28 protein-coding genes and 2 tRNA genes are annotated in these 23,171 nt (G+C 33.2%); 19 read left to right on the top strand and 11 right to left on the bottom strand.

The annotated features are described in order from the left end of the window. Positions 1 to 127 precede the first annotated feature (127 nt). Positions 128 to 199, top strand: a tRNA-Thr gene (locus AC6EI0_RS09855). Between the two features lie 185 nt (positions 200 to 384). Here the strand turns inward: AC6EI0_RS09855 and AC6EI0_RS09850 are convergent. The 4 genes from AC6EI0_RS09850 to psbM form a co-directional block, all read right to left on the bottom strand. After that, positions 385 to 966 (bottom strand): Sua5/YciO/YrdC/YwlC family protein, encoded by a 582-nt coding sequence (locus AC6EI0_RS09850; protein WP_498522351.1) that lies wholly within the window; start codon positions 964 to 966, stop codon positions 385 to 387. A 2-nt stretch (positions 967 to 968) separates the two neighbouring features. After that, positions 969 to 1,841, bottom strand: coding sequence for a peptide chain release factor N(5)-glutamine methyltransferase (prmC, locus tag AC6EI0_RS09845; RefSeq protein ID WP_498522350.1), 873 nt, complete (start codon positions 1,839 to 1,841; stop codon positions 969 to 971). Next, positions 1,842 to 2,288 carry an acyl-CoA thioesterase gene (locus AC6EI0_RS09840; protein ID WP_498522349.1) on the bottom strand — a complete coding sequence of 149 codons (447 nt, stop codon included), beginning with the start codon at positions 2,286 to 2,288 and terminating at the stop codon, positions 1,842 to 1,844. A 134-nt stretch (positions 2,289 to 2,422) separates the two neighbouring features. Continuing rightward, complete coding sequence (psbM, locus tag AC6EI0_RS09835) at positions 2,423 to 2,581, bottom strand: photosystem II reaction center protein PsbM (RefSeq protein WP_498522348.1); 159 nt, start codon at positions 2,579 to 2,581, stop codon at positions 2,423 to 2,425. Between the two features lie 480 nt (positions 2,582 to 3,061). On the opposite strand from psbM, the gene psbB reads away from it, so the two are divergent. The 10 genes from psbB to AC6EI0_RS09785 all read left to right on the top strand — a co-directional run bounded on the left by psbB (position 3,062) and on the right by AC6EI0_RS09785 (position 11,441). Then, on the top strand, positions 3,062 to 4,585 hold the full coding sequence (gene psbB, locus AC6EI0_RS09830; RefSeq protein ID WP_498522347.1) for a photosystem II chlorophyll-binding protein CP47: 1,524 nt from the start codon (positions 3,062 to 3,064) through the stop codon (positions 4,583 to 4,585). 35 nt (positions 4,586 to 4,620) lie between these two features. Continuing rightward, on the top strand, positions 4,621 to 4,716 hold the full coding sequence (locus AC6EI0_RS09825) for a photosystem II reaction center protein T (RefSeq protein WP_110859955.1): 96 nt from the start codon (positions 4,621 to 4,623) through the stop codon (positions 4,714 to 4,716). A 188-nt stretch (positions 4,717 to 4,904) separates the two neighbouring features. Next, positions 4,905 to 5,384: a transcriptional regulator NrdR gene (gene nrdR, locus AC6EI0_RS09820; RefSeq protein ID WP_498522346.1), complete on the top strand. Its 480-nt coding sequence runs from the start codon at positions 4,905 to 4,907 to the stop codon at positions 5,382 to 5,384. 103 nt (positions 5,385 to 5,487) lie between these two features. Further along, entirely contained in the window at positions 5,488 to 6,597 is a 1,110-nt protein-coding gene (locus tag AC6EI0_RS09815) for a 30S ribosomal protein S1 (protein ID WP_498522345.1), read from the top strand. Between the two features lie 18 nt (positions 6,598 to 6,615). Continuing rightward, complete coding sequence (locus AC6EI0_RS09810) at positions 6,616 to 7,404, top strand: HAD family hydrolase (protein ID WP_498522344.1); 789 nt, start codon at positions 6,616 to 6,618, stop codon at positions 7,402 to 7,404. A 23-nt stretch (positions 7,405 to 7,427) separates the two neighbouring features. Continuing rightward, entirely contained in the window at positions 7,428 to 8,657 is a 1,230-nt protein-coding gene (metK, locus tag AC6EI0_RS09805; protein ID WP_498522343.1) for a methionine adenosyltransferase, read from the top strand. A 22-nt stretch (positions 8,658 to 8,679) separates the two neighbouring features. Beyond that, a complete protein-coding gene (locus tag AC6EI0_RS09800; RefSeq protein WP_498522342.1) occupies positions 8,680 to 9,936 on the top strand; it encodes an FGGY-family carbohydrate kinase in 1,257 nt (418 codons plus the stop codon). Between the two features lie 124 nt (positions 9,937 to 10,060). After that, positions 10,061 to 10,282 (top strand): DUF2470 domain-containing protein, encoded by a 222-nt coding sequence (locus tag AC6EI0_RS09795; RefSeq protein WP_498522341.1) that lies wholly within the window; start codon positions 10,061 to 10,063, stop codon positions 10,280 to 10,282. Between the two features lie 133 nt (positions 10,283 to 10,415). Further along, positions 10,416 to 10,491 (top strand) — tRNA-Phe (locus AC6EI0_RS09790). A 368-nt stretch (positions 10,492 to 10,859) separates the two neighbouring features. After that, positions 10,860 to 11,441: a recombinase family protein gene (locus tag AC6EI0_RS09785; protein WP_498522340.1), complete on the top strand. Its 582-nt coding sequence runs from the start codon at positions 10,860 to 10,862 to the stop codon at positions 11,439 to 11,441. Positions 11,442 to 11,516: 75 nt separating this feature from the next. On the opposite strand, the gene AC6EI0_RS09780 is transcribed toward AC6EI0_RS09785, so the two are convergent. Next, complete coding sequence (locus AC6EI0_RS09780) at positions 11,517 to 12,521, bottom strand: hypothetical protein (protein ID WP_498522339.1); 1,005 nt, start codon at positions 12,519 to 12,521, stop codon at positions 11,517 to 11,519. A gap of 494 nt (positions 12,522 to 13,015) precedes the next feature. Then, positions 13,016 to 13,144, bottom strand: coding sequence for a hypothetical protein (locus tag AC6EI0_RS09775; protein WP_498522338.1), 129 nt, complete (start codon positions 13,142 to 13,144; stop codon positions 13,016 to 13,018). Positions 13,145 to 13,399: 255 nt separating this feature from the next. Between AC6EI0_RS09775 and AC6EI0_RS09770 the strand changes: the two genes are divergently transcribed. After that, a complete protein-coding gene (locus tag AC6EI0_RS09770; protein ID WP_498522337.1) occupies positions 13,400 to 13,876 on the top strand; it encodes a hypothetical protein in 477 nt (158 codons plus the stop codon). On the opposite strand, the gene AC6EI0_RS09765 is transcribed toward AC6EI0_RS09770, so the two are convergent. Beyond that, a complete protein-coding gene (locus AC6EI0_RS09765; RefSeq protein ID WP_498522336.1) occupies positions 13,851 to 14,537 on the bottom strand; it encodes a hypothetical protein in 687 nt (228 codons plus the stop codon). The two genes, AC6EI0_RS09770 and AC6EI0_RS09765, sit on opposite strands and share 26 nt — an antisense overlap. A gap of 344 nt (positions 14,538 to 14,881) precedes the next feature. On the opposite strand from AC6EI0_RS09765, the gene psaM reads away from it, so the two are divergent. Together psaM and AC6EI0_RS09755 are read left to right on the top strand one after the other, a co-directional pair. Beyond that, on the top strand, positions 14,882 to 15,070 hold the full coding sequence (psaM, locus tag AC6EI0_RS09760; RefSeq protein ID WP_498520432.1) for a photosystem I reaction center subunit XII: 189 nt from the start codon (positions 14,882 to 14,884) through the stop codon (positions 15,068 to 15,070). A 393-nt stretch (positions 15,071 to 15,463) separates the two neighbouring features. Then, positions 15,464 to 15,694: a hypothetical protein gene (locus tag AC6EI0_RS09755; protein WP_498522335.1), complete on the top strand. Its 231-nt coding sequence runs from the start codon at positions 15,464 to 15,466 to the stop codon at positions 15,692 to 15,694. Positions 15,695 to 15,759: 65 nt separating this feature from the next. Here AC6EI0_RS09755 and AC6EI0_RS09750 read toward each other — a convergent pair whose 3' ends face one another. Beyond that, on the bottom strand, positions 15,760 to 16,704 hold the full coding sequence (locus tag AC6EI0_RS09750; protein WP_498522334.1) for a UDP-glucuronic acid decarboxylase family protein: 945 nt from the start codon (positions 16,702 to 16,704) through the stop codon (positions 15,760 to 15,762). 201 nt (positions 16,705 to 16,905) lie between these two features. Between AC6EI0_RS09750 and AC6EI0_RS09745 the strand changes: the two genes are divergently transcribed. From AC6EI0_RS09745 to AC6EI0_RS09730, 4 genes are all read left to right on the top strand, one after another. Further along, positions 16,906 to 17,532, top strand: coding sequence for a TVP38/TMEM64 family protein (locus tag AC6EI0_RS09745; RefSeq protein WP_498523536.1), 627 nt, complete (start codon positions 16,906 to 16,908; stop codon positions 17,530 to 17,532). Positions 17,533 to 17,628: 96 nt separating this feature from the next. After that, positions 17,629 to 18,438 carry a phycobilisome rod-core linker polypeptide gene (locus tag AC6EI0_RS09740; protein ID WP_498522333.1) on the top strand — a complete coding sequence of 270 codons (810 nt, stop codon included), beginning with the start codon at positions 17,629 to 17,631 and terminating at the stop codon, positions 18,436 to 18,438. 20 nt (positions 18,439 to 18,458) lie between these two features. Continuing rightward, the gene (locus AC6EI0_RS09735; RefSeq protein WP_498522332.1) at positions 18,459 to 18,992 is read left to right on the top strand and encodes a phycobiliprotein lyase; all 534 of its coding nucleotides are present in this window, start codon (positions 18,459 to 18,461) and stop codon (positions 18,990 to 18,992) included. 15 nt (positions 18,993 to 19,007) lie between these two features. Continuing rightward, complete coding sequence (locus AC6EI0_RS09730) at positions 19,008 to 19,607, top strand: chromophore lyase CpcT/CpeT (protein ID WP_498522331.1); 600 nt, start codon at positions 19,008 to 19,010, stop codon at positions 19,605 to 19,607. A gap of 33 nt (positions 19,608 to 19,640) precedes the next feature. Here AC6EI0_RS09730 and AC6EI0_RS09725 read toward each other — a convergent pair whose 3' ends face one another. Then, positions 19,641 to 20,945 carry a HEAT repeat domain-containing protein gene (locus AC6EI0_RS09725; RefSeq protein WP_498522330.1) on the bottom strand — a complete coding sequence of 435 codons (1,305 nt, stop codon included), beginning with the start codon at positions 20,943 to 20,945 and terminating at the stop codon, positions 19,641 to 19,643. A 186-nt stretch (positions 20,946 to 21,131) separates the two neighbouring features. Between AC6EI0_RS09725 and AC6EI0_RS09720 the strand changes: the two genes are divergently transcribed. Beyond that, positions 21,132 to 21,977, top strand: coding sequence for a HEAT repeat domain-containing protein (locus AC6EI0_RS09720; RefSeq protein WP_498522329.1), 846 nt, complete (start codon positions 21,132 to 21,134; stop codon positions 21,975 to 21,977). A 25-nt stretch (positions 21,978 to 22,002) separates the two neighbouring features. Here the strand turns inward: AC6EI0_RS09720 and AC6EI0_RS09715 are convergent, their stop codons facing one another. Together AC6EI0_RS09715 and cpeA are read right to left on the bottom strand one after the other, a co-directional pair. Then, the gene (locus AC6EI0_RS09715; RefSeq protein ID WP_498522327.1) at positions 22,003 to 22,599 is read right to left on the bottom strand and encodes a HEAT repeat domain-containing protein; all 597 of its coding nucleotides are present in this window, start codon (positions 22,597 to 22,599) and stop codon (positions 22,003 to 22,005) included. Positions 22,600 to 22,658: 59 nt separating this feature from the next. Further along, positions 22,659 to 23,126, bottom strand: coding sequence for a C-phycoerythrin subunit alpha (cpeA, locus tag AC6EI0_RS09710; RefSeq protein ID WP_498462180.1), 468 nt, complete (start codon positions 23,124 to 23,126; stop codon positions 22,659 to 22,661). Positions 23,127 to 23,171 lie beyond the last annotated feature (45 nt).

Below are 23,171 nucleotides of genomic sequence, written 5' to 3'. Positions count from 1 at the left end.
CTTAACCAATTAAAAGTTGCCACTAATTTGTTGGGTTAGATAAAAAAGATCTTTAAAAAAGTATTTTCAACAAATTTCTTATCTGGATCAACTTTTAGATTCCTTTCTTAGGTAAGATGTAAAAATTGCCGGCTTAGCTCAGCGGTAGAGCAGCGCTTTTGTAAAGCGAAGGTCATCAGTTCAAATCTGTTAGCCGGCATTCGAAAATTCTAGAGAGAAAATCTATTTAGCTTTACCACTGATCATCCAGATCAAAATAGCAGCAAGAAAAAGATTTAAAAATTTTAATTGAAAAATCCACTCAAGACTCATTATGGGGTACTTTAAGAGCCACCAAAAAAAAGACTGCAAAAATAAAACTGTTGCCAGCAAATAAAGCATTGGTTACTTCTTATTCAAAATGACCGAGCCAGACCTCAACAAATTCCATTTCCCTTCTTTCCATTCAACAACTGTGCTTGCTATTCCAGAAGATTTTGGCCAAGGAACAGGAGCAAGTCTAGGAATTCCTGGGAATTGAATCGAAGCTTCCATTGCATCTCTTACAGGAGGTTGTCCAGAAATATTTGCACTTGTAGTAGCTAGAGGACCAGTTTGCATTAGCAAATCTCTTGCAAGTTTTAGAGCTGGGATTCTGAGACCTAAAGAATTAGAATTGGAATTCAAATTCTTAGAGAAATTGCCTATTGTTGGAAGAACAATTGTTAACGCTCCGGGCCAATAATTTTTTGCCAATTTCAAGCCGTCTTCGATAGCTGAAGGTTTAACAAACTCAAACAAATCATCCAAGCATCCTCCCATCAATATAAGCGGCTTATTTGAGGGCCTTTTCTTGATAGTCCATATTTTCTTGGAGAATTGAGGGTAAGCACAAAGTGCTGGCAAAGTATCTGTAGGGAATAGAGCTAAAGATCCCTTTTTTAACTTCGTGGCCAAGTCAGAAATTTCAAATTGATCAGTGCTCATTTTTATTTTTTGCGACAAATAGCATATCTCTTAATACCTCCTAAATCTTTTTCAAAAGAGACTTCTTCCATTCCAACATTCTGCATAAAATTAATTATCTTTTCACTTTGATCATAATGATGCTCAATAATTAACCAACCTCCTTTAGCAAGACCATTTAATGCTCCAAGAATTATTTTTTTTGACGCATTCATTCCATCCTCTCCACCATCCAAGGCGATAAGTGGCTCATGATTTTTTACAACTGGTTCTAAATCTTTAATTAATTTTGAGGGAATGTAAGGAGGATTACTTAAAACCAAATCAAAACATCCCCACCATTTTTCTAAAGGTTCCCACCAATCCCCCAAAGAAAAACTCACATTCGAATTAGGAGCTATAGTTTTTAAATTTCTTTCTGCTAGCTCTAAGGCATCTTTACTAATATCAGAAGCATGTCCATTCCAACTGGGAAGAGCTTTTGCTAACGATACCGCAAGAGGTCCAGAACCTGTTCCTAGATCAGCCCACCTACCAGAATTCATATCAGACACTTTTTTCAAAGCAAAATCAATCAAAAATTCTGTTTCTTGCCTAGGGATAAGAGCACAAGTTGAAACCTCTAACTCAAAATCTCTCCAGGGACACTTTGAAATCAAATATTGAAGTGGAATTTGATCTCTTAAATGAGATTTCCAAAGAACTTCTAATTCTTCAATTGAAATTTCTAAAGAAATAAAATTCTCGGGATTCAAAATTATGTTTTGTAATTGACTCCAAGAAACTCCTGCTGCGATATCTAAAAGCCAATCAAAATCTACTTTTCTACCTCCTTTGAGCATCATGTTTCTTCTCCAATGAAGAAAAGTATTACCAGAAATAGAATTAACAACCATTTAAATTTTAGGCCCCTCTTCTAGAAGTAAAAAAATTTTCTTAAGTTCAAGAGGAACTTGTCTTACTAATTTTATTGAATCTTTTTCTTTTCTAACCAGAACTAATTCTATCAATGCTTCTGCTCCAATATCACCATTTACTTTTAAAAATAGAGTTTTACACTTAAGTTTTATTTTATTTACAAGATTAAATTGACTTTTTAATAATACTTTTTCACCATGTTTAAAAGATATTTTATATTTAATTTGAGCTGAAATTACAGGTATTTCATATCCTTTTTTAGATAATGTTGAATATGACATCCCAACTTTATTTAAAGCATCAATTCTCCCCTCTTCTAGGAAATTAAAGTAAGACCCATGCCACATAACTCCCGCATGATCAGTGTGCTGAGGAAGAATTGTTTTAGTTAAATTCCACTCTTTTTTTTTAATAACTTTATTCAAAAGCAAACATTATATACTAAACGTATAATTAAATAAAAAATTTTTTTCCAGCAACAACTGATAAGCAAAGCTCAACAATTATTAGGATCTCAAGCGCTTACCCGAGATCATTCGTTATCAAAAAAATTTCTAAATTACTTTTTAGGTTCAGGACTCAATCTACCTTTACTTGAATCTGAATAAAAGCTTGACTTTTCACCATCACTGGTGGAAACAAACAATCCAATAAGAAAAAGGGTTGGTACTCCAACGAATAAAAGAGTAGCTGCAGCACCAAAACTAGTGGTTTCCATAACCGAGGGTTTTACTCTGAACAAATTTCTGAAACAAACTATATAGCCCTTAAGCCAAAAAAATGAATTTTGAATCAAAGAAACAGAGATTTTGTAATTTGCCGAAAAATTTTGCTTCATAAAAACCAAATATGGATCTTTGGCATTGAATGGATCTCAAAAATTTTTCAAAAAAAATCGTTTTCAATTGAATTTGATCCCTGATTTTCAAAATTTCAAAACTGATTTGATACAAAAAAGACTTAAAATCACAAAATCAATTTAATTTTGAAAATTTCTTTTTTTTCTTTTTTTTTTACTTTTTTTTAGGCTATGACAAGTATTTTTGCCAATTGAAGCCATAAAAAACAACCTAGAATCAATTCAATAGTGTCAAAAGTCATTTCAGGTATCTACATCCTGTGCATTAACTCAAGCAATACCATTTACGATCATGCGAGTCTTGCTGCATTAAGCAGCTTCGTTATACGAACCTGACCCATGGGATTGCCCTGGTATCGGGTGCACACAGTCGTCATCAACGACCCTGGCCGCCTCTTGGCCGTGCACCTCATGCATACTGCTTTGTTAGCCGGCTGGGCCGGCTCAATGGCCTTATATGAATTGGCCATTTTTGATCCTTCTGATCCAGTACTTAATCCAATGTGGCGCCAAGGCATGTATGTCATGCCCTTTATGGCCCGCTTAGGAATTACAGGCAGCTGGAACGGATGGGATATAACCGGTGCAACCGGAGTAGACCCCGGCTTTTGGAGCTTCGAAGGGGTTGCTGCAGCTCATATAGTTTTCAGTGGTCTTTTGATGCTTGCTGCCGTATGGCACTGGACATACTGGGACCTTGAATTATGGGAAGATTCACGCACTGGTGAACCCGCTTTAGATCTTCCAAGAATATTTGGAATTCATCTTTTCCTAGCTGGCTTAACATGCTTTGGCTTTGGTGCATTTCATTGCTCAACCGTTGGCATATGGGTTTCTGATCCATATGGATTAACCGGGCATGTAGAAAAAGTAGCTCCAGTTTGGGGTGCAGAAGGATTTAATCCATTCAATGCCGGAGGAATTGTCGCTAATCACATTGGGGCAGGACTTTTAGGAATAATTGGTGGAATATTCCATATCACCAACAGACCTGGTGAAAGACTTTATAGAGCTTTAAAGCTTGGAAGTTTAGAGGGAGTTCTTGCAAGTGCTCTTGCAGCTGTTCTTTTTGTATCTTTCGTAGTTGCTGGAACTATGTGGTATGGATCAGCTACAACTCCTGTCGAATTATTTGGTCCTACTAGATATCAATGGGACTCTGGTTATTTCAAAACTGAAATCAACCGTAGAGTTCAAGATTCTATGAATGATGGGGCTTCTAAAGCTGAAGCTTATGAAGCTATTCCTGAGCAACTTGCTTTCTATGACTATGTCGGAAATAGTCCTGCTAAAGGCGGTCTATTTAGAGTAGGAGCAATGGTTAATGGTGATGGAGTGCCAAGTGGATGGCAAGGTCACATCTCATTTACAGATAGCGAAGGCAATGACTTAGAAGTTAGAAGACTTCCAAATTTCTTTGAAAACTTCCCTGTCATTCTTGAAGATAAGGATGGAAACGTTAAAGCTGACATTCCTTTCCGTAGGGCTGAAGCTAAGTATTCCATTGAGCAAACAGGAGTGAAAGCTACTGTTTATGGTGGTGAACTAAATGGACAAACATTTACTGATCCAGTAATAGTTAAGCGTCTCGCCAGAAAGGCTCAACTTGGAGAAGCCTTCAAGTTTGACAGAGATCGTTACAAGTCAGATGGTGTATTCAGAAGCTCTCCTAGAGCATGGTTCACCTATGCACATCTTTGCTTTGGCTTGTTATTCCTCTTTGGTCACTGGTGGCACGCCGCAAGGACTCTCTTTGGTGACAGATTCTCAGGAATCGAACCAGAGCTTGGCGATCAGGTCGAGTTTGGTCTCTTCAAAAAACTTGGAGACGAATCAACCCGCCGAGTCCCTGGTCGGGCCTAAGTCAGGATTCTTTACCCCTTATATCGAGAACCTAGATGGAAGCATTCTCCTACACGCTAATCCTTACATTGGCACTTGTAACGTTGTTCTTTGCTGTCGCATTTCGCGATCCTCCAAAGTACGACAAGTAAAACACAATAAAAAAAGCCCTGACTTAACGTCAGGGCTTTTTTTATTGTCTTAGTTATAAATCAAAAGTTTTTTGATTTAATCTTTAAAACATACATCTTTTCTAAATAAAAAGTAAGTTTATTTATTTTGCCCCTTCTCAGAAGCCAAATAAATGTTTAAATTTAGTTAAATTAGTTACAAGGGCTGCATGCAGTGCCCATCTTGTCAAAACACAGACAGCCGAGTTCTTGAATCTCGTTCGGCTGATTCAGGAAGAAGTGTAAGAAGAAGAAGGGAGTGCTTAAATTGTGACTTCCGATTCACTACTTATGAAAGAGTAGAAACAATCCCAATAACTGTTTTAAAGAAAAGCGGGGCAAAAGAATTATTTAATCGAAGTAAAATAATCAATGGTTTAAACAGAGCATGCGAAAAAACACTTATAAATACATCTAAAATTGAATTTATTGTTGACGAAATAGAATTAGAACTCCATCGAGGTGTTCGCAAAGAGGTTAAAACAATTGAGATTGGAGAAATGGTTCTTACACATTTAAAAGATATTAATGAAGTTGCCTATATCAGATTTGCCTCTGTATACAGACAATTTGATGGAATAAATGATTTCATGAAAACCCTTGAATCACTGAAACCAATAAAAAAAGAACAATTGGCATCAGTTCTTTAACTAGAAAGACCTATCAATAAAGTAGAATTTAATTTCAATTTGGTCGGCGGGCCATTTTGTATTTCTATCGCACTGTCCTAAAAAGGCATACCGCCATTCAAGCATGTCAGAAAATCCAGCAGGTAAAGCTCAAGAAACAAATCCTGAAAAAGAAACATCAATACCTGAAGAAAGCACTACAAATTCCTTAAGTACAGAATTTGAAGAAAATTCCACAAATGAGTTAAAAGAAGAAGGAATTCCTAAAGACATTCCAACTGCTGATGACTCTTCAAGCAGAGTTACTAAGAGAGATCTTGAAAGCGCAGGTTTCACTCTTGATGAATTTGCATCTTTACTTGGCAAATATGACTACAACTTTAAACCTGGCGACATAGTTAATGGAACTGTATTTGCTCTTGAATCGAAAGGAGCAATGATTGATATTGGCGCCAAAACAGCTGCTTTTATGCCAATGCAAGAAGTATCAATTAACAGAGTAGAAGGGCTGAGCGATGTTTTGCAGCCTACAGAAATTAGAGAATTTTTTATAATGACCGAAGAGAATGAAGATGGCCAATTATCTTTATCGATTAGAAGAATTGAATATCAACGAGCTTGGGAAAGAGTTAGACAATTACAAAAAGAAGATGCCACAATTTACTCAGAAGTTTTTGCTACTAATAGAGGCGGGGCTCTCGTTCGAGTTGAAGGTCTTAGGGGATTTATTCCTGGATCACATATAAGTACTAGGAAAGCCAAAGAAGAGCTTGTAGCAGACTTCCTACCATTGAAATTCTTAGAAGTTGATGAAGAAAGAAATAGGCTTGTTTTAAGTCATCGAAGGGCCTTGGTTGAGAGAAAAATGAATCGCCTTGAAGTTGGAGAAGTTGTTGTAGGAGCAGTAAGAGGAATCAAACCCTATGGTGCATTTATTGATATCGGAGGTGTAAGTGGACTTTTACATATCTCTGAAATAAGTCATGAGCATATTGAAACTCCTCACTCAGTATTGAATGTTAATGATCAAATGAAGGTAATGATTATAGATCTGGACGCTGAAAGAGGCCGAATTTCCCTTTCCACAAAAGCCCTTGAGCCAGAACCTGGAGATATGCTGACAGATCCTCAGAAAGTTTTTGATAAAGCGGAAGAGATGGCCGCAAGATACAAACAAATGCTTCTTGAGCAAGCGGAAGAAGGAGAAGATCCTATTGCAGTAATGACTATTTGATTATTTCCATTTATCGAAATGGCAGAATTATTTATAAGAAATAACTCTGTTGGTTTAATTAAAGGAATAATATTTGACAAGGACGGAACTTTATCAAATAGTGAAAAATGCTTAATAGAACTAGCCAAAACCAGAATAGAATTTGCAGGTAAAAAATTTAGAGAATTAAAAATAAACAATCTTAGAATTACTTTATTAAAAAGGTTACTTAAATCTGTTTATGGATTAACAAAACAATCTCTTTCTGCTAATGCAAGTCTTGCAATTGCATCTAGAGAGAATAATATTTTATCTACCGCAACAATTTTTACATTGTTTGGTTTTGATTGGTTTAAATCACTTTCAATAAGTGAGGAAATCTTCGATGAAGTAGATATTTTCCTTTCTACTAATAGATCTATAATGAAAAAGCATAAAACATTAATTTCAGGAGCATTTGATCTATTAGTTTCTCTAAGAAACAAAAAAGTAAGCATTGCATTAATGACAAATGATAGTCAAGAAGGAATTGAAGAATTTATCATCAGGAACAAATTAGATGGTATCTTTGATTATTTCTGGAGTGCAGAGAATAAACCTTCCAAACCCAAACCAGAAGCAGTTATAGAACTTTGCAAAAAAATGAACTTAAAACCATTTGAACTTGCCCTTATTTCAGATGCAGATACTGATTTAAGAATGGCCAAAAAAGCTGATATTCCAATAGTAATAGGCTTCACTGGTGGCTGGGAAACCCCCCCGATTCTTACTGAAACAAGATTTCTTATAAAAAACTTGAATGAATTAACAATTCATTCAAGCTACTAAAATAATTAAGATTAATATTTCAAATGAGTAGATACGTTTTCACATCTGAATCTGTCACTGAAGGGCATCCAGACAAAATCTGTGATCAAGTTAGTGACGCAGTTCTAGATGCATGCTTAAGTGCAGATCCAACCAGCAGAGTCGCTTGTGAAGCAGTTGTTAATACTGGCTTATGCTTAATAACTGGAGAAATAACCTCTAAAGCAGAAGTAGATTTCAATAAGCTTGTAAGAGAAGTAATCAAAAAAATAGGATATGAGGGTTCTAGTGCTGGGGGATTTGATGCGAATAGTTGCGCAGTCCTAGTAGCACTTGATCAGCAATCATCTGATATTGCTCAAGGAGTAGATGAAGCAGAAGATCATTCAACTGATCCGCTAGATCAAGTTGGTGCTGGAGATCAAGGAATTATGTTTGGATTTGCTTGCGACGAGACTCCTGAGTTAATGCCATTACCAATCAGTCTTGCTCATCGGTTAGCTAGGCGACTTGCATTTGTAAGGCATCAAAAAATAATTGATTATCTATTACCTGATGGGAAAACCCAAGTAAGTGTCTCTTATGAAAACGGAGTACCTTCCTCTATAGACACAATATTGATTTCTACCCAGCATCAATCTGAAGTCGATGGATTAACTCTTGAGAAAGAAGTTCAGCAGAGAATTTCAAAAGACCTATGGAAATTTGTTGTTGAACCTGCTACTGAAGACCTACCTCTAAAGCCCTCTCAAGATTCAACTCGTTTTCTTGTCAATCCAACTGGGAAGTTTGTGATTGGAGGTCCACAAGGCGATGCAGGTCTAACTGGAAGAAAAATAATTGTTGATACCTATGGTGGGTATGCTCGACATGGAGGAGGTGCTTTCTCAGGGAAAGATCCTACAAAGGTTGATAGATCCGCAGCTTATGCAGCAAGATTTGTTGCGAAGGCATTAGTTGCAGCAAATCTTGCAAAAAAAGTTGAAGTTCAATTAAGTTATGCAATAGGAGTTGCTAAACCGATCTCAATACTTGTGGATTCATTTGGGACAGGGAAGATTTCAGACAATGAACTAACGAAACTTGTACAAGATCAATTTGATCTAAGGCCAGGCGCAATTATTAAAACTTTCAATCTTCAAAACCTACCAAGTATTAGAGGTGGAAGTTTTTATCGAGATACTGCTGCCTATGGTCATTTTGGCAGAACTGATATTCTTCTCCCATGGGAGGACGTATCTCAAAAAGCCAAAGAATTGAGAAGTCATATATGAAACAAATTAAAACTAAATTTCAATGCTGATCAAATCTCTTGTACTTGGCATAGACCTTGGTACAACAGGCCTAAGAATAGCAATAATTAACACTAAGAAACAAATATTGTACACATCGTCAATGCCATACTCTACAGGTCTAGAGATATGTGAAGACTGGATATATTGCCTTAAAAAACTAATTCAAGAAGTTCCAAAAGATCTAAAAGAAAAATTAGTTTCATGCTCTGTAGCAGGAACATCTGGAACACTCTTAGCATGTAGAAATAATGGAATTCCAATGGGGAAGGCTCTACCTTATTTCTTATCCTGTTCAGAATATAAAAATGAAATTCACAATCTCTTTTTAAAAGAATGTGCCGGCTCCAGCTTAAGTGGAAGTGTTGGGAGAGCATTAAGGCTTGTAGCAGTATATGGTGACGAAATCATCTTGAGACACCAAGCAGATTGGCTTAGTGGATGGCTTTTAAATAATTGGGAGTATGGAGAAGAAGGTAACAACATTAGGATGGGTTGGGAAGTAGTAAATAATTCATGGCCAAAAAAATTCAAAAATTTAAGCTGGCTAAAATGTCTCCCTAAAATAATTTCTTCAGGTCAATTAATGGGAACTATATGCAATAAAAAAGCAGATGAATTAAATTTACCTAAAAATCTAAAAGTAATAGCAGGAACCACAGATTCAAATGCAGGCGTTTTGGCGACATGCCCTAATAAAAATGATGGGATTACAATACTTGGGAGTACAATAGTTATTAAGAAGTTTGTCAAAAAGCCCCTTTCAGGGAAAGGCATATCAAATCATAAAATATTAGGCACTTGGCTTTCTGGAGGGGCATCTAATGCAGGGGGTGCAATTCTACTCGATTTTTTTAATCTGGAATATATCAAAGAATTAAGCAAGCAAATTAATCCTTATAAATCGACAGGGATAGATCTTCTTCCATTATCAAAAACAGGAGAGAGGTTCCCCATCGATGATCCAAATTTAAAACCTAAACTTGAACCAAGACCAGTTAGTGATTCTCTTTACCTTCATGCATTATTAGAGGGATTAGCAAAAATTGAAGCTAGAGGGTGGCAAAAACTTCACGAAATAGGCGCTGATCTACCAAGGCAAATAATTACTATTGGAGGAGGTGCAAAAAATATTACTTGGAAAAAAATAAGAGAAAAAGAAATAGGTATCCCAATAAAGATTTGCAATAGGCCACCTGCTGCAGGAGTGGCTAGTATTGCATTACGAGCCATCTCATCATCAAATAATAAAACTCTATAAAATTTCTAATATGTTTTTATTGCAACCTCACTATCCTATTCATTAATTCTTAAATCAATTATCAAAAAAACCTATGAATGCTGAACCTATTACCAAATTATCGAGTACAAGAATATGTAATCATATGAACAAAGATCACCAAGATGCCGTTAATGCCTATGCAAAATATTACGGGAAAATAGAAACTTTTAGATCAGCAAAAATGATAAGCCTTAGCGCAGAGTCAATTGAGCTAAAAATTGATGATCTAACCATAGACATCCAATTTGATCATGTTCTTCAAGACTGCTCTGATGCTCATAAAACATTAGTAAGGATGATTAAAGACATTCCTACTAAGACATGAAAGTATCTTTCCCATACCATTTAAATTCATCATCATTTCAAAGTTACTTTGAAAATATGGAAAGAAAATTAAGGAGATTTCGATTTGTTTTTCAATAAGGTACTAACGAATTGGTAGATTATTAGAGTAATAGGCCGGGATAGCTCAGTTGGTAGAGCAGGCGACTGAAAATCGCCGTGTCCCCAGTTCAAATCTGGGTCCTGGCACCATTCAAATCATTAACAATTTGAATATTAAAGAGCACCCCAACAGGTGCTTTTTTAATGCCTATTGAGTGGTGGAGTGAGTTTTGATGAATGAATAGTTTATACATTTTCAAGGGTGTTAGAGGTCATTTTAGAAGAAGTAGTGTGGTATGGCAGTGGTATGGCAATCTATGGCAGAAAATAAGATCCAAGTTATAACTTAATTCTCGTCTCAACTGCCATACCTAACTCCTACAAAAAGGTGCTATTTGCTATGTCGTTATTCATAACATAAGACATATCCTCTAATGGACTACCACAAAAGGTGTCTAGGCATGTCGAAACTATATGTCGTAATGTTCTATAGTATCAACAGATAAACGGCATAGAGAATGGCACTTCTTGGGTATTGGAGGACTTCAACAGCAGAAAATCAATCGGGTGAAAGACAGATTATTTCTTTGAGAGATGCTGGATGCTTGGAAAAGCATATTTTTGGAGACCAAATCACAGGAACAAGTAATTACGGAGATCGACCAGAATTATCAAGGTGCTTGGATGCCTTAAGAAATGGAGACACTCTTGTGATCCACGAATTAGACCGACTTGGAAGATCAATGGTGAAAATGTTGGTTCAGGTGAATAATTTGATTGAGAGAGGGGTTCATATCAAATGCTTGGACGGGAGATTAGACACGAAAAGTATGCCTGAGGAACTTGTGAAGTTGGTTGTTGGAGTTATGGGATACGCAGCAGAGATGGAACTGAAAAATATAAAAAAAAGAACTGCTGAAGGTAGAGCAATCGCACAAAACAGAGGTGTGAAGCTTGGAAGAAAGAAACAATACACACCTCAACAAGCAGCAGCAGTTATGGAAATGCGTGAAAGAGGAGAAGGATACGGAAGTATTGGTAAAGCAATGGGGATGACAACTTCAAAAGTGCGGAGAATTATTCAGCAGATTGCGGCATAGTCATTACGAATGAAAGCTTTTATGAAAAGTAATTAGAGAGAAACAGCTCAACACAAAAGAATGAACTTCACAATTTCAAATAAGCTTTTTAGAAACCTTATAAAGAGCTATAAATGAACGAATTATTAGTCGAAAATCAAATAACATCCATAAAGAGAAATATACTCCAATATTGTTATAATTTTCAATTGCCATTGTCTTAACTGAGAGTGCAAATCCACCATCCGAAACTTCTTCAAAGCAGCCATTTACAGTTAATGTATCAAACCCAAAAGAATTTTTAAAGAGAAAAGCCAATGATTCTGATTTCATCTTAATCATTGGCTTTTCTTTAGTTAACATAAAATAATTTTTTATATAATCAAATTTAATTGTTTTATTAAGATCACTAATAAATATAATTACTGGTTGAAATAATTTTATTGGGCTAATTCTACGAATTAATCTCATTAAGAAGAGGTTATTATTTTTTACAATGCGTTTTCTATAAATAAAGAAATATTCTTCTAGATTATTTAACTCTACTTTATCAAATTGATTAAGTGTTCTAGAATCCAATTTTGCATCTATATCCATCCAGAACTTATTCGCTAATTTTGAATTTAGACTTTCATAAATACCACCTAAAATATCTCCTGGTTTCATTATTAAAATATCAAATTTAGTATCTGAAAAAAAATTTAATATTGTACTTGTTGTATTTTTTAAATCATTTAAATAATAATTCTCTTTATTTGAAAAGAAAATAAAACTTGCAAATGGTATTATAAATTTAGGCTGAAAAACGGCAGCTTGAATTTTAATAGTTTCTAGTTTTTCTAAAGCAGCAGATTCCCTCCATGACTTATTAGACTTCCCACCTTTCCATGCTGCATAACTAAATTGAGTCAACAATAGATCAACCTTTCCGGTTTTTCTCAAGATTTTTTTTGCTGTTGCATAATCTCTCACTACACAATCATTTAAATTTAAAATCTTTTCATTTTCACTTTCTACCAATAACGCCGAATCATAATCACCCTGCTTCAAGCAAAGAATTCGCAAATCATCCTTTAAAGGAATCCATTTATCAATTTCCAATTCCATTACAGAAAAATTATTATTATTTAAAAATGTAATTACACGTCTATCTTTAGTTTTTTGGAAAAGTATTTTTATTTTATTTTCTTTTATTATTTCAGCATATTTTCTAAAAAAAAGAATTGAAAAGTGATCTGGGTGCTCATGAGATATCCATATAAAAGATGTTAAATTAATTATTTCAATAATTTCTTCCTCTGTATTTTCATATAGCAAATTCCAACCTTTATGAAAGGCATGCGAGCTATACCAAGGATCAGTCAGTATACCTTTCGAGCCTTGATTTATAAGTACAGAAGCATGATTTACAAATCTAATAGAATTTTTCATAAATCTTGAAAACTTTTCAACCAAAATCAATACAAATTAAATCATACTATAAATAATTCTCTTTCTCTCTATTTTTTGTTCTGTAAGTGAATGATTAAATTGAATACTCATACTGCTATTAAACTCATTTTTGAGTATGCGACTCTAACAAGAACCTTATGTAATTAACTTCGGTTGTATCCAAAGTGTTCCATAATTTTATCTTCCATTTTCAACAATCTTGGTGCTTCATATCTTCCATAGGAAATATGTTGCTTAACTTGTTTTGGTTCTTTTAATTGAGTAATAGACATACAAGTCTAAAATGTGGATTAACTGGTTATTGAAAAAGGTTTTATCGGTAGATTGGTGCCTTGACTTGCTTTGAAGGGTATGATTTATAAAACCATTTAAAATCTATTTATCAATTAAAATCGTTAATTTATGTTTTTTCAATATGACTTAGCGCCTCTAATCTAATAAATAATAGTGTTGATCTTATACCCAGTCTATATAGAAAAGATAGAACATTTATGTTAGAATAATACACATTAAACAGATATAATATTATGGGATGCAGGTTTATCAGGGATACTCATATTGAAGAACCATACTATCACACAATGGTAGGAATATTAAATAGAAACAAGTTAAGAAAAACGATTAATAGCAAGACCTCTTATCAGGTCAAATGTCCTTTTTGTAAGAAGAAGAAAGCAAGAATTGGGTATTCCAAGCAGAAGGATACTTTTATACTTGTCTGCCCCGTAGAAACTTGCTCTATGCGTTCTATGGTGCTCCACGACCTCATTAAAAGATTTGGGGGTCAAAGTATGTTTAATGATTGGAGAAAGGCAAGTTGGACGACTACCTACGAAGAGAACTGGTTTCCTGTTAAGAATAAGGTTCCTTATAAAGATCGAGCACCCCGTAAAAAGAAATCATTTAAAGATAAACAAGAACTACAATCTGCTACCCTTGAGATAAAGATTAGGAATGAAAATGCTGATCTTGGTTGTGTTAATCGTCCAAAGAGACCCGTTTAATAAGTGAGAAAGAGCTTGGTTTAATTTTCTTCCTTGCTTCTGTAGCAGTTTTCTCTCTTTCTATGTGATACAAGTATTTCTCTCTCAACATATCAGCACTGGTATGTCCGTTAGAAGCAAAAGTATCAATAGCAGGGGGTATTCCTAATTCAGGCATTTCTTCAAGTGTTAAACGAAATGCTGTATGTCTAATAATTCCCCAAACAGGTTTCTCTCTTTTCTTTATTCGGCATAACTCAACTGCGTGTTGAAGTAAGTAATTGAGTGTTGCTCCAACATTGCTGTCATTTTCTTCTCCTGCTTTTCTCTTATAGAAAGGAAGTGCCAAATATCCTTTGGGTCTTCTGCGAACCATTCTTTTCCAAAACTTATATGCGTCTGGTCGATATGCGAAAGTTTCGTGTTTTGGTCTTCCATGCTTGGTGTCTTCCAAATACAACCTGACATTTTCTTTTCCCATATCTTTCAACCATTCGCTTTTTAGTCGTGGCATATCTCTTGGACGAAGGTAGTAAAACCATTGGAGTAAAAGACAATCGTATAAATCAACCCAATTCCTTTGATTAAATCTATCCCTCCCAGACCATTCCAATTTTTCGTATTCTTTTTGTGAAATTGTTTTCTTGGCAACTCCACCAGATAGTTCAATCACCTTATTCATTAGTTGTTCCCATTCTTTTGCTGTGAAATGCTCTACCTCTTCAACTTGTTTGGTGATAGTTGGGTAAATGAGATTTTGTAATTGCGGAAAATCTGTTCTTGCTTCTTTTATATGGATATTCTCAACAAAACCTACTAGAGGGTCTATGAATCAAGCGCCTTTTTCTCTTTTCAACGAGTAGCAAAGAATCTTGGATTTAAAATTTAAGCCTTGATCAAACCAAGTTAAAATTGTTTGATTACCCAAAAAAAAATTCAATAACAGCTTAAATATTACAAAATCGCATGAGAGTTGAACCTGAAAGCTAGAAAAAGAAAAGATCATTTCTATATTGCGTTAGCATTATGGAAATTAGAAGCAAAGAGATGATGAACCTTTTACTTGGAGTTCAAAGCACTTTTGATTTATCAAAAGTTGATTTCTCATCAGGTCTCGGAATCAATTCACCTGATCTTGCTGGAATATCCTTTTTAATGGTCATGTTTGCTGGAGTTCTAGCTTTGAGGCTTGGAACAACTCTCAGAGATAATTAATTTCCAACACTGACAAGAATCAAAAGACAACCCTTATACCTAAACAGATTACTTGATTAAATAAAAAATTTTTTTCAGGTGAAAACACTGATTATTTATTTCGATTTTCTTCGAAGGCAGTTAACGATCACGATAAAAATCACAATCAATAAAACTAAAATATCGTTTACATCTGGCAAAATCAACATCTGACGCTAGACCACATCCTAAACAACAAATATTAATTATGTTGGGTTTGAAATCATTTATCCGCAAATTCTTTAATATGCTTCTTTATCTAAGAACTAATTCAAACTAGGGGATATCAAATAAATTAAACAATGATTACATAAATCCAGAATCTTACCTATTTTTAATATTCTTATTAAATATTTTAAATTATATCCTGCCCTTATGAATTTAGAAGCTTCTAATGGAAATTCATATAATAATGCTGACAGCTTTGCAATGGCATTTGATGCAGCATGGAAAGATTGTGACTTAGAAAAAAATAAGGATATAAGTATAGAAGATAAAATAAAAATAACTTTTGAAAAAATTAAAACACACCCTTTCCTAATTGAGAATCCAATAAAATCAAAAAATTTAGCCCTATTCAGAATAAAGTTGTTGGGCCTCTCATAACTTTTACTTCATAAATATAGTTTAATTAATATATAGTAGACAATAGTTGCTTAACTATTTACTTTTTATAAATTTAATTTTTCCCGAAAATATTCTCTTGTAATTTTCAATCCTTCCTTAAATATTATTTTAGGTTGCCAATTTAATTCTTTTCGTGCAAAATCAATTGAAGGTTTTCTTCTATAAGGATCATCTTCAAGTTCATTTAAAAACTTTAAGTTTACTTTTATTATAGAATCACTTCTTATCAGATTAGCTATTTCTAATACCGATAGTTCTTCTGGATTCCCAAAATTCATAGGACCTAAACTTGAAGAATTCATAAATAGAATCAAGCCATCTATCAAATCATCAATAAAACAAAAGCTTCGTGTTTGATTACCATTGCCATAAATAGTCAAGTCCTCTCCATTTATAGACTGAACTAATAAATTACTAATAAGTCTTCCATCACTTAATAACATTCTAGGTCCATAAGTATTAAATATTCTTGCAATTCTTATATCTATATGATGCATTCTCACATAGTCGTAACATAACGATTCTGCGACCCGCTTACCCTCATTGTAGCAACTTCGAATTCCTATAGGGTTTACATTACCGTTATAATTTTCTGGTTGAGGATGTATTTCGGGATTTCCATAAACTTCACTAGTACTAGCAAATAATATTCTGGCTCCAACTCTCCTCGCCAATTCAAGCATATTGTATGTTCCAATAAAATTAGTTTTAGCTGTTTTAATAGGGTTAAATTGATAATGAATTGGAGAAGCTGGACAAGCTAAATGCCAAATCCTATCAACATCAAGTGTGATTGGCTCAGTAACATCATGATGTATAAACTCAAAAGATCGATGTCCAATCCAATATTCAATATTTTCTTTACTCCCAGTAAAAAAATCATCTAAACATATAACTTTTTCTCCAGATCTCATTAAACGATCAACCAAATGAGATCCCACAAAGCCAGCTCCTCCAGTAACCAAGTTTCTTAAAGGAGTTGTGGCCATCAGATTTCAAATTTTAATAATTTGTTTTGTATCTTACAAAAATTCATTAAATTGATATTTTATAAGTCACGTAAATGTTTATGGATTAACTTAAATAAATACATTTTAAATAGGATAATTAAATTAGAAATCTTTTAAAAGCTTATCCTCTATAGCCAGGAGTTCAATTTGAAAAAAGAAAAATTAAAGAAAACCCTTCTCATTGCATTATTAACAAGTGCTTTCATTTTACTAGTCTTTTTGATTCAGACCTATGGAATTGAACCATTAAGAAGTGTCGTTCAAGAAATGGGCATTTGGGCACCTCTTGGAATTCTTATACTTCGAGGAGTAAGTGTAATCCTTCCAGCATTGCCTAGTTCTGTTTATTCACTTTTGGCTGGATCATTGCTTGGTTTTAAAACAGGCTATTTAACTATATTCATATCTGACCTAATTTTTTGTCAGTTAGCATTTTTTATAGCTCGGAATTTCGGGCGTGCTCCTGTTCGGAAATTAGTTGGGGTAAAAGCCATGAAAAGAATTGAGGGCTTCAATCAAAATCAACTAGAAGGAAATTTCTTTCTAATGACTGGACTCCTAATGACTGGACTTTTTGATTTTTTAAGCTACGCACTAGGGATAGGGGGAACACGTTGGAGAATTTTCACCCCTGCCTTAATAATTAGTTTATTGATAAGTGATTCAATTATTGTTGCTGTTGGAGCAGGTGTAAGCCAGGGCGCAGGTTTAATGCTTGGGGGAGCTTTACTTGGAATGTTTGCACTAGCAACTATAGCTGGTTTCAATAAAAATAGAATCTCAGGAACTCAACAGAAAAGTCAATGAATTCGAAACAAGTATTAAATATTTAGATAACTAAAAAGAAAAAATTTATATTTATTCTCTTTATATTGTTAAACTTGCTCAGTACTCCATATTGATATGTCAAGCATTCCATTTAAAGCGCTCAAAATAGGAGGGGAAGCTATCAATGAAAATCCAGTAAAGTATAATAAAAGTAGACTATCAGGAAGTAAAAAAACATTATATGGATTACATATTAGAGGTGTATCTATGCCAGGTGAAAAAGAAAAATTCACAACCACATCTAAAACCAAGCCTGAACAATTTGACGACTTAATATATAACAGAGTTATGAGCAGTTATAGAAGAGAAAAGATTGAAAGTTATAAATACCAAATAATAAATAATGAAAATGCAGAAATAAATAAGCTTCAAATAAATGAATTTGTTCCTAATGATGATGATGCATTACTTGTAGCAACAAATGCATTATATAAAAACATCTTTGGGAACTTATCTTTAATGCAATCGGAGCGACCAATTGATATTGAAAGGAAACTAAGGAATGGTGATATCACAGTAAGAGAATTTACAAGAAGAGTTTGTAAATCAACTATTTATAGAAATTTCTACTTTGATAATATTAGCCAATATAAATCTATCGAGCTAAGATACAAGCATATCCTTGGTAGGCCCATCAAAAGTCAAATCGAAGTGACTGAAAGTTCTAATATTATAAATAAACTAGGTTTTGGAGCTCATATTGATTTTCTAATAGATTCTGATGAATACAATAATGTTTTCGGTGAAGATATAGTTCCATACATTAGGTCATGGAATTCTCCGATTGGTTTTAAAACAAAAAGTTTTCTCGAAACCTCTTCCATAACAAAAGCTTTTGCAACAAGTGATATTTTGAAATCATTTAATTATCTAAAACTAAATTAATCACTATTCAAATGAAGTAGATGAATATTGAAGAATTTTTCTTAAAGAGTGTTGGAGAATGGAACTCAATGAGAAGCGGACATTCACTAGCATTTCAAGAGTTTGAAGAAATAAGAAGCAGAGTAAAAATAATTCCTGTTAATAGTAACGATTCTAGAGTTAGAGAGTTATTAAAAGATAATCTAGCAACTACTAATCAAGGAAATCATGCATTTCTAATTAATTGGGAAGCAAAAAGTGAATGGGGAGAAGAGAATCAAAAAGAAAAGATGTCTGGTGAAAGTATACTCATTCCAATAGAGGTTTCTAGAACAGAAGGTAAAATAATAAGAAGCGTTGGCTATACTGAAGAAATACAATTAATATCATTATATAAATTTCTTGATGATGGAACTCTAATTATTGATTCAAACTATAATCATATATGTACAGAAGAAAGAATATGGTTTGTCTCCAATAATTTACGAAGCAGATCTTCTGTTACAAGAGCAATAAATTCATCAGCCATCTTACAAACATCTTATGCATCAGAAATTCGTTTAACAAAAAAATAAACTATATACTGAAAGATGAAAAACGAACATATATTAGAATTTGCAAAGATACTTTCAGGTATATTTAGTAATAAGGAACAAGCTTTAGATAATCCAAGAAATTTTGCACATATTCAAATACATTTTCGACCATTATTTTTTAAAACTTATAAATGTTTTTCTTTTTATTCAGAACAAAGATATCAACATGACATATGGAATCCATATAGACAGTGTATAAATAAATTATCGCAAGAAAAAGAAGTTTTTATTTTAAGTAATCATAAAATTCAGGATAAAGAAAGATTAGCTGGGGGTGCACTAGATATGTCTATTTTAGAAAAAATATCGAAGTATAAATTATATAAACAGTCTGGATGCTCTATGCATTTTAGAGAAACTCAACCCGGTAGTTATGAAGGGAGTATAGAACCTGGTAGGAATTGCCATCTACAGCACCATAAGGGAATAACTTATGTACAAAGTAATGTTATATTAAATAAAAGCTCTCTTATTTCTGAAGATTCTGGATACGAAATAGAGACTAATAAGAAGATTTGGGGATCAAATTTTGGACCCTTAATATTTAAAAAAATTTCTAATTTTGATCATTTTATAGATAGGAATTGGTGCTAAAGCTTAATCATTATATTTCCCTAAAAAAATTAACTACGCAATAATTTCTTTCGCCTTTAACCTGACGAATCGATGATTATCATTCAAAAATAATTTAACCAATCTCTTTTTTATATTAATTTGCTTTTTTTGTAATACAAGCAAAGCTGCATATCGATTTTTCCAATATGGAGTATGCCTCTCATCTGCATATTCATCTATATTATTATAGAATTTATTCTCATTTAAGCATCCCAAAACTTCAATGGCTGAAGATTTAAATTTCATATGATTAGGCCAACTACCTGATAATAAAAATTCAACTTTTTCTAAAATTTTCTTATCATATAATTGCTTATCTAATAGTAGTTTATATGCATTTATAAAGAAATATATTGCCCCATAATCTGATTTGGCTCTATCCCAATTATTATTTAGATAATACAAAACTTCGTCTGAAGGAAATTTCCCTAATTCTTTCATTGATTTATAACATCTATTAAAGTCTGTATGAAAAAGTTGCTCTATCAAAAAAATTAGATCTTTTTCAAAACCATCAATCTCTAAAGTATTTATATCTTTCGGATTATCAACAATGACTGAGTCGAGAGATTCAATCAGCTTTATATCTTTCCAATATATTATTTCATCAATCCAAAGTGAATCTATTGCCTTTAATTTAAATGATGGAGAAATTGGAGCATTAACTAAATAAGGTAAAACAGATATATGACCAGCATTTATAATATCCTGAACTGCACAATGTCTATCATTTTGATTAGATAGTCTCAAGAAATCCTTAAGAACATTAAGTTTATCATCCTCACCAGCAAGTTTTATCAATGCTGCGAGAGAAGCTCCTTTAATTCCATTCGAGGAATGCTTTTCTATTGATAATGATCTAATCTTACCAATTTCTTTTCTAACTCCTAAACTAGTTAATGTTTGTATTACTACTCTTTTATTATTAAATTGTTTATGCAATATTGAACAAATGTTGTTTATGACATCAATATCATTACATTTAAGTTTACCTAATGACCAAACAGCACTCTCAACCAGGTAATCATCATTGTTGTTTAAAAAACTTGCAATGATTGGTATCGCTTTTTTACTGCCAAATATAGCAAGAACCTCTATTGCTTTTCTTTTTGCTATCTTATATTCAAGTTTCTCATAGTCATATTTAATAAAATCAAGAAGCACTATTTCTGATTCTTCACATGGGAAATTGGCTAAGTGGAAAACCGCCTTATAATAATCCGCTAAAATCTTAACTTCAGAAATTGGTCTGCTAAGAATATTGATAGCATCTCTTTTATTTATTTTAGGTAGATTATTAAATGGATTGGATTGCACTTTGAATATTAAAAAATCTGTATTTAGTAAATCGTCTGAAATTACTATATTCAGTATAAAATTTATGCTGAATATAATGGGATATTATTTATGAAAATACAATTACTAAGATTAAATGATACTCATTAATCTTAGTATACAATGCGTTTTGAAGTTGATAATAAAAAAATGGATACTCACATGAAAATGAAAGCGAAACCTGAAGAAGAAAAAGTAGAGAACAAGGAAGGCAACCACAACATAAGTATTAAGAAAAAATCAAATCAAAATGAGATCAAGCTGTTAATAAAAGGGCTTGGCGATGAAAATGGTTTAGTTAGAAGAAGTCATGCACAAGCATTAGCTCAAGTTGGTTCAGCAGCTTTACCTGAGTTGATTAATGCTCTTCTGAATAGTGAAAATGTAATTCAGAGAAGAGCAGCAGCAAAGACTTTAAAGTTAGTTGAAGATCCAACAGCTTTACCTCATTTAATAAAAGCACTTACCAATGATTCAGATTCTGTAGTGCAATTTTCAGCAGCTGGTGCCATTGCAATTTTTGGTGAGGCTGCTGTAAATCACCTAATCATTGTCTTAGAGAGTCAAGAACATACAGAAATTCAATATGGTCTTGCAGCATGGTGTTTAGAATTTATTGGAGCGAAAGCACCAAATGCAATAAAAAAAGCAGCCAAATCAAAAAATACTAACGTTAAATCAGCCGCAATTTCAGCACTTGAAGAACATATTAGACAGTCGCAAGATCAAGAAGCAATCAAGTTGGTAGAAACTGCTATCAGTGATAATGCTGAAAATGTTCAGATTGAAGCTATTAAATTAGTTGGCAAACTATATAGAATAGAAACTTTAATTCCTACATTAATATCAAAATTAGAAAATAAAAGTCCAGATATTCGGAAAGCTTCCATATTGACGATGATGCAACTTAATATTAATGAAGCTATAAACCCACTCAAAGAACTCCTTAAGCTTGAGCAAGATAAAAATGTTAGATCAATAATTAAATTAGCTATAAAAAAAATCGATGACTAAGAAACCTAAGAAATAATCTAGGATATTAAAATATTTTGTCTCTTAAAATCTCGTCTTTTATCATTGGATCAATAGTTTTATCATTTAATAATTCATCAAATAAATCATCAACAGTCTGATCTTTCATTTCTAAAAGGGCACTAATAGAAGCTTTCGCTCTTAATAAGTCTTTATCTCTACAAGTTTTCATCAAAATATTTCTACCAGTTGTTCCTAATTGCCTCAAAAGAGAAATAACAGTCAATATTATTTCCGGTTTGTCATCTTTAAGTGCTAAATCAACTACTAACATTTCTTCGGGAGATAATTCTTCTAAATTAAAATTAACTACAACCTTTATCATCGTTTTAAGGCAACTAACTTTAACCGTTGGATTTTTAGTATCTATATATAATGAAATGATGAACTTTAATATTTTTTCTCCAAAGCACCCCAAAGCTAATATTGATTTTCTTCTTATGAATACATCTTCGTCCTTGAGATTAGCTAGAAGATTATTCATAAATTTAACTTCAAATTCTTTTTTTAAGATCAAAAATGCTTGGGAATTAATATTTGGATTTGGATGCAAGAAATCTTGATAAAGTTCAATATATTTATTTAAATCTAAATAATTAACCATACCCAATTTTAAACCATTAATTAAAATCTATAAAAAATCTTTTGATTAACCTAATTTTTTTACGCAAGTGCGTTTATCAAATAATCCAATAATCCTTTAAATTCTGTTTCGGCCTGCTGACTCATAACATCATTGATCTTTATTTCATCTCGGATAAAAATAAATGCTTCTACGTATGCTGCAGTTGGTAATAGCTGGATACGAATAATTTCTCTCATGCCTGATATTCCCCATTCATCTAAAGGACCAGTACCACCAGTTACCAAGCAATAATTAATAAGACGCAAATAATGATGAATATCTCTTACACATTTATCTTTGTTAGCTTGCTCATATGAACCATTTTGATATACAGCATCAACCGCCAGATTCGTAAATTTATCAAGACAAGAAGCAAGTTTTTCTGCAGCCTCTAAACGAGCTTGGGCCCTATCAAAAGAACCTTTCACAGACTCAAAATCACTCATACTAGGAAATCTTCCTGCTGCATCGGCTGCGCTAACAACGGTTGTAACTGCAGATTTCATAATGACTTAATAAGAATTAGTTTAAAGTGCTTTGGGAGGAATTTA

The sequence above is a fragment of the Prochlorococcus sp. G5PB11 genome (genome assembly GCF_059772425.1).
This window is presented reverse-complemented; position numbering and strand designations above follow the sequence as displayed.

Bases quoted from the DNA above. Each gene is read 5' to 3' on its own strand.
- AC6EI0_RS09730 (WP_498522331.1), top strand. From the start codon at position 19,008: ATGAAAAACGAACATATATTAGAATTTGCAAAGATACTTTCAGGTATA.
- AC6EI0_RS09815 (WP_498522345.1), top strand. From the start codon at position 5,488: ATGTCAGAAAATCCAGCAGGTAAAGCTCAAGAAACAAATCCTGAAAAA.
- AC6EI0_RS09740 (WP_498522333.1), top strand. From the start codon at position 17,629: ATGTCAAGCATTCCATTTAAAGCGCTCAAAATAGGAGGGGAAGCTATC.
- psaM (WP_498520432.1), top strand. From the start codon at position 14,882: ATGGAAATTAGAAGCAAAGAGATGATGAACCTTTTACTTGGAGTTCAA.
- prmC (WP_498522350.1), bottom strand. From the start codon at position 1,841: ATGGTTGTTAATTCTATTTCTGGTAATACTTTTCTTCATTGGAGAAGA.
- AC6EI0_RS09825 (WP_110859955.1), top strand. From the start codon at position 4,621: ATGGAAGCATTCTCCTACACGCTAATCCTTACATTGGCACTTGTAACG.
- metK (WP_498522343.1), top strand. From the start codon at position 7,428: ATGAGTAGATACGTTTTCACATCTGAATCTGTCACTGAAGGGCATCCA.
- AC6EI0_RS09765 (WP_498522336.1), bottom strand. From the start codon at position 14,537: ATGAATAAGGTGATTGAACTATCTGGTGGAGTTGCCAAGAAAACAATT.
- AC6EI0_RS09770 (WP_498522337.1), top strand. From the start codon at position 13,400: ATGGGATGCAGGTTTATCAGGGATACTCATATTGAAGAACCATACTAT.
- AC6EI0_RS09755 (WP_498522335.1), top strand. From the start codon at position 15,464: ATGAATTTAGAAGCTTCTAATGGAAATTCATATAATAATGCTGACAGC.
- cpeA (WP_498462180.1), bottom strand. From the start codon at position 23,126: ATGAAATCTGCAGTTACAACCGTTGTTAGCGCAGCCGATGCAGCAGGA.
- AC6EI0_RS09750 (WP_498522334.1), bottom strand. From the start codon at position 16,704: ATGGCCACAACTCCTTTAAGAAACTTGGTTACTGGAGGAGCTGGCTTT.
- AC6EI0_RS09735 (WP_498522332.1), top strand. From the start codon at position 18,459: ATGAATATTGAAGAATTTTTCTTAAAGAGTGTTGGAGAATGGAACTCA.
- AC6EI0_RS09795 (WP_498522341.1), top strand. From the start codon at position 10,061: ATGAACAAAGATCACCAAGATGCCGTTAATGCCTATGCAAAATATTAC.
- AC6EI0_RS09715 (WP_498522327.1), bottom strand. From the start codon at position 22,599: ATGGTTAATTATTTAGATTTAAATAAATATATTGAACTTTATCAAGAT.
- AC6EI0_RS09775 (WP_498522338.1), bottom strand. From the start codon at position 13,144: ATGTCTATTACTCAATTAAAAGAACCAAAACAAGTTAAGCAACATATT.
- psbB (WP_498522347.1), top strand. From the start codon at position 3,062: ATGGGATTGCCCTGGTATCGGGTGCACACAGTCGTCATCAACGACCCT.
- AC6EI0_RS09785 (WP_498522340.1), top strand. From the start codon at position 10,860: ATGGCACTTCTTGGGTATTGGAGGACTTCAACAGCAGAAAATCAATCG.
- nrdR (WP_498522346.1), top strand. From the start codon at position 4,905: ATGCAGTGCCCATCTTGTCAAAACACAGACAGCCGAGTTCTTGAATCT.
- AC6EI0_RS09810 (WP_498522344.1), top strand. From the start codon at position 6,616: ATGGCAGAATTATTTATAAGAAATAACTCTGTTGGTTTAATTAAAGGA.
- psbM (WP_498522348.1), bottom strand. From the start codon at position 2,581: ATGGAAACCACTAGTTTTGGTGCTGCAGCTACTCTTTTATTCGTTGGA.
- AC6EI0_RS09800 (WP_498522342.1), top strand. From the start codon at position 8,680: ATGCTGATCAAATCTCTTGTACTTGGCATAGACCTTGGTACAACAGGC.
- AC6EI0_RS09720 (WP_498522329.1), top strand. From the start codon at position 21,132: ATGAAAGCGAAACCTGAAGAAGAAAAAGTAGAGAACAAGGAAGGCAAC.
- AC6EI0_RS09850 (WP_498522351.1), bottom strand. From the start codon at position 966: ATGAGCACTGATCAATTTGAAATTTCTGACTTGGCCACGAAGTTAAAA.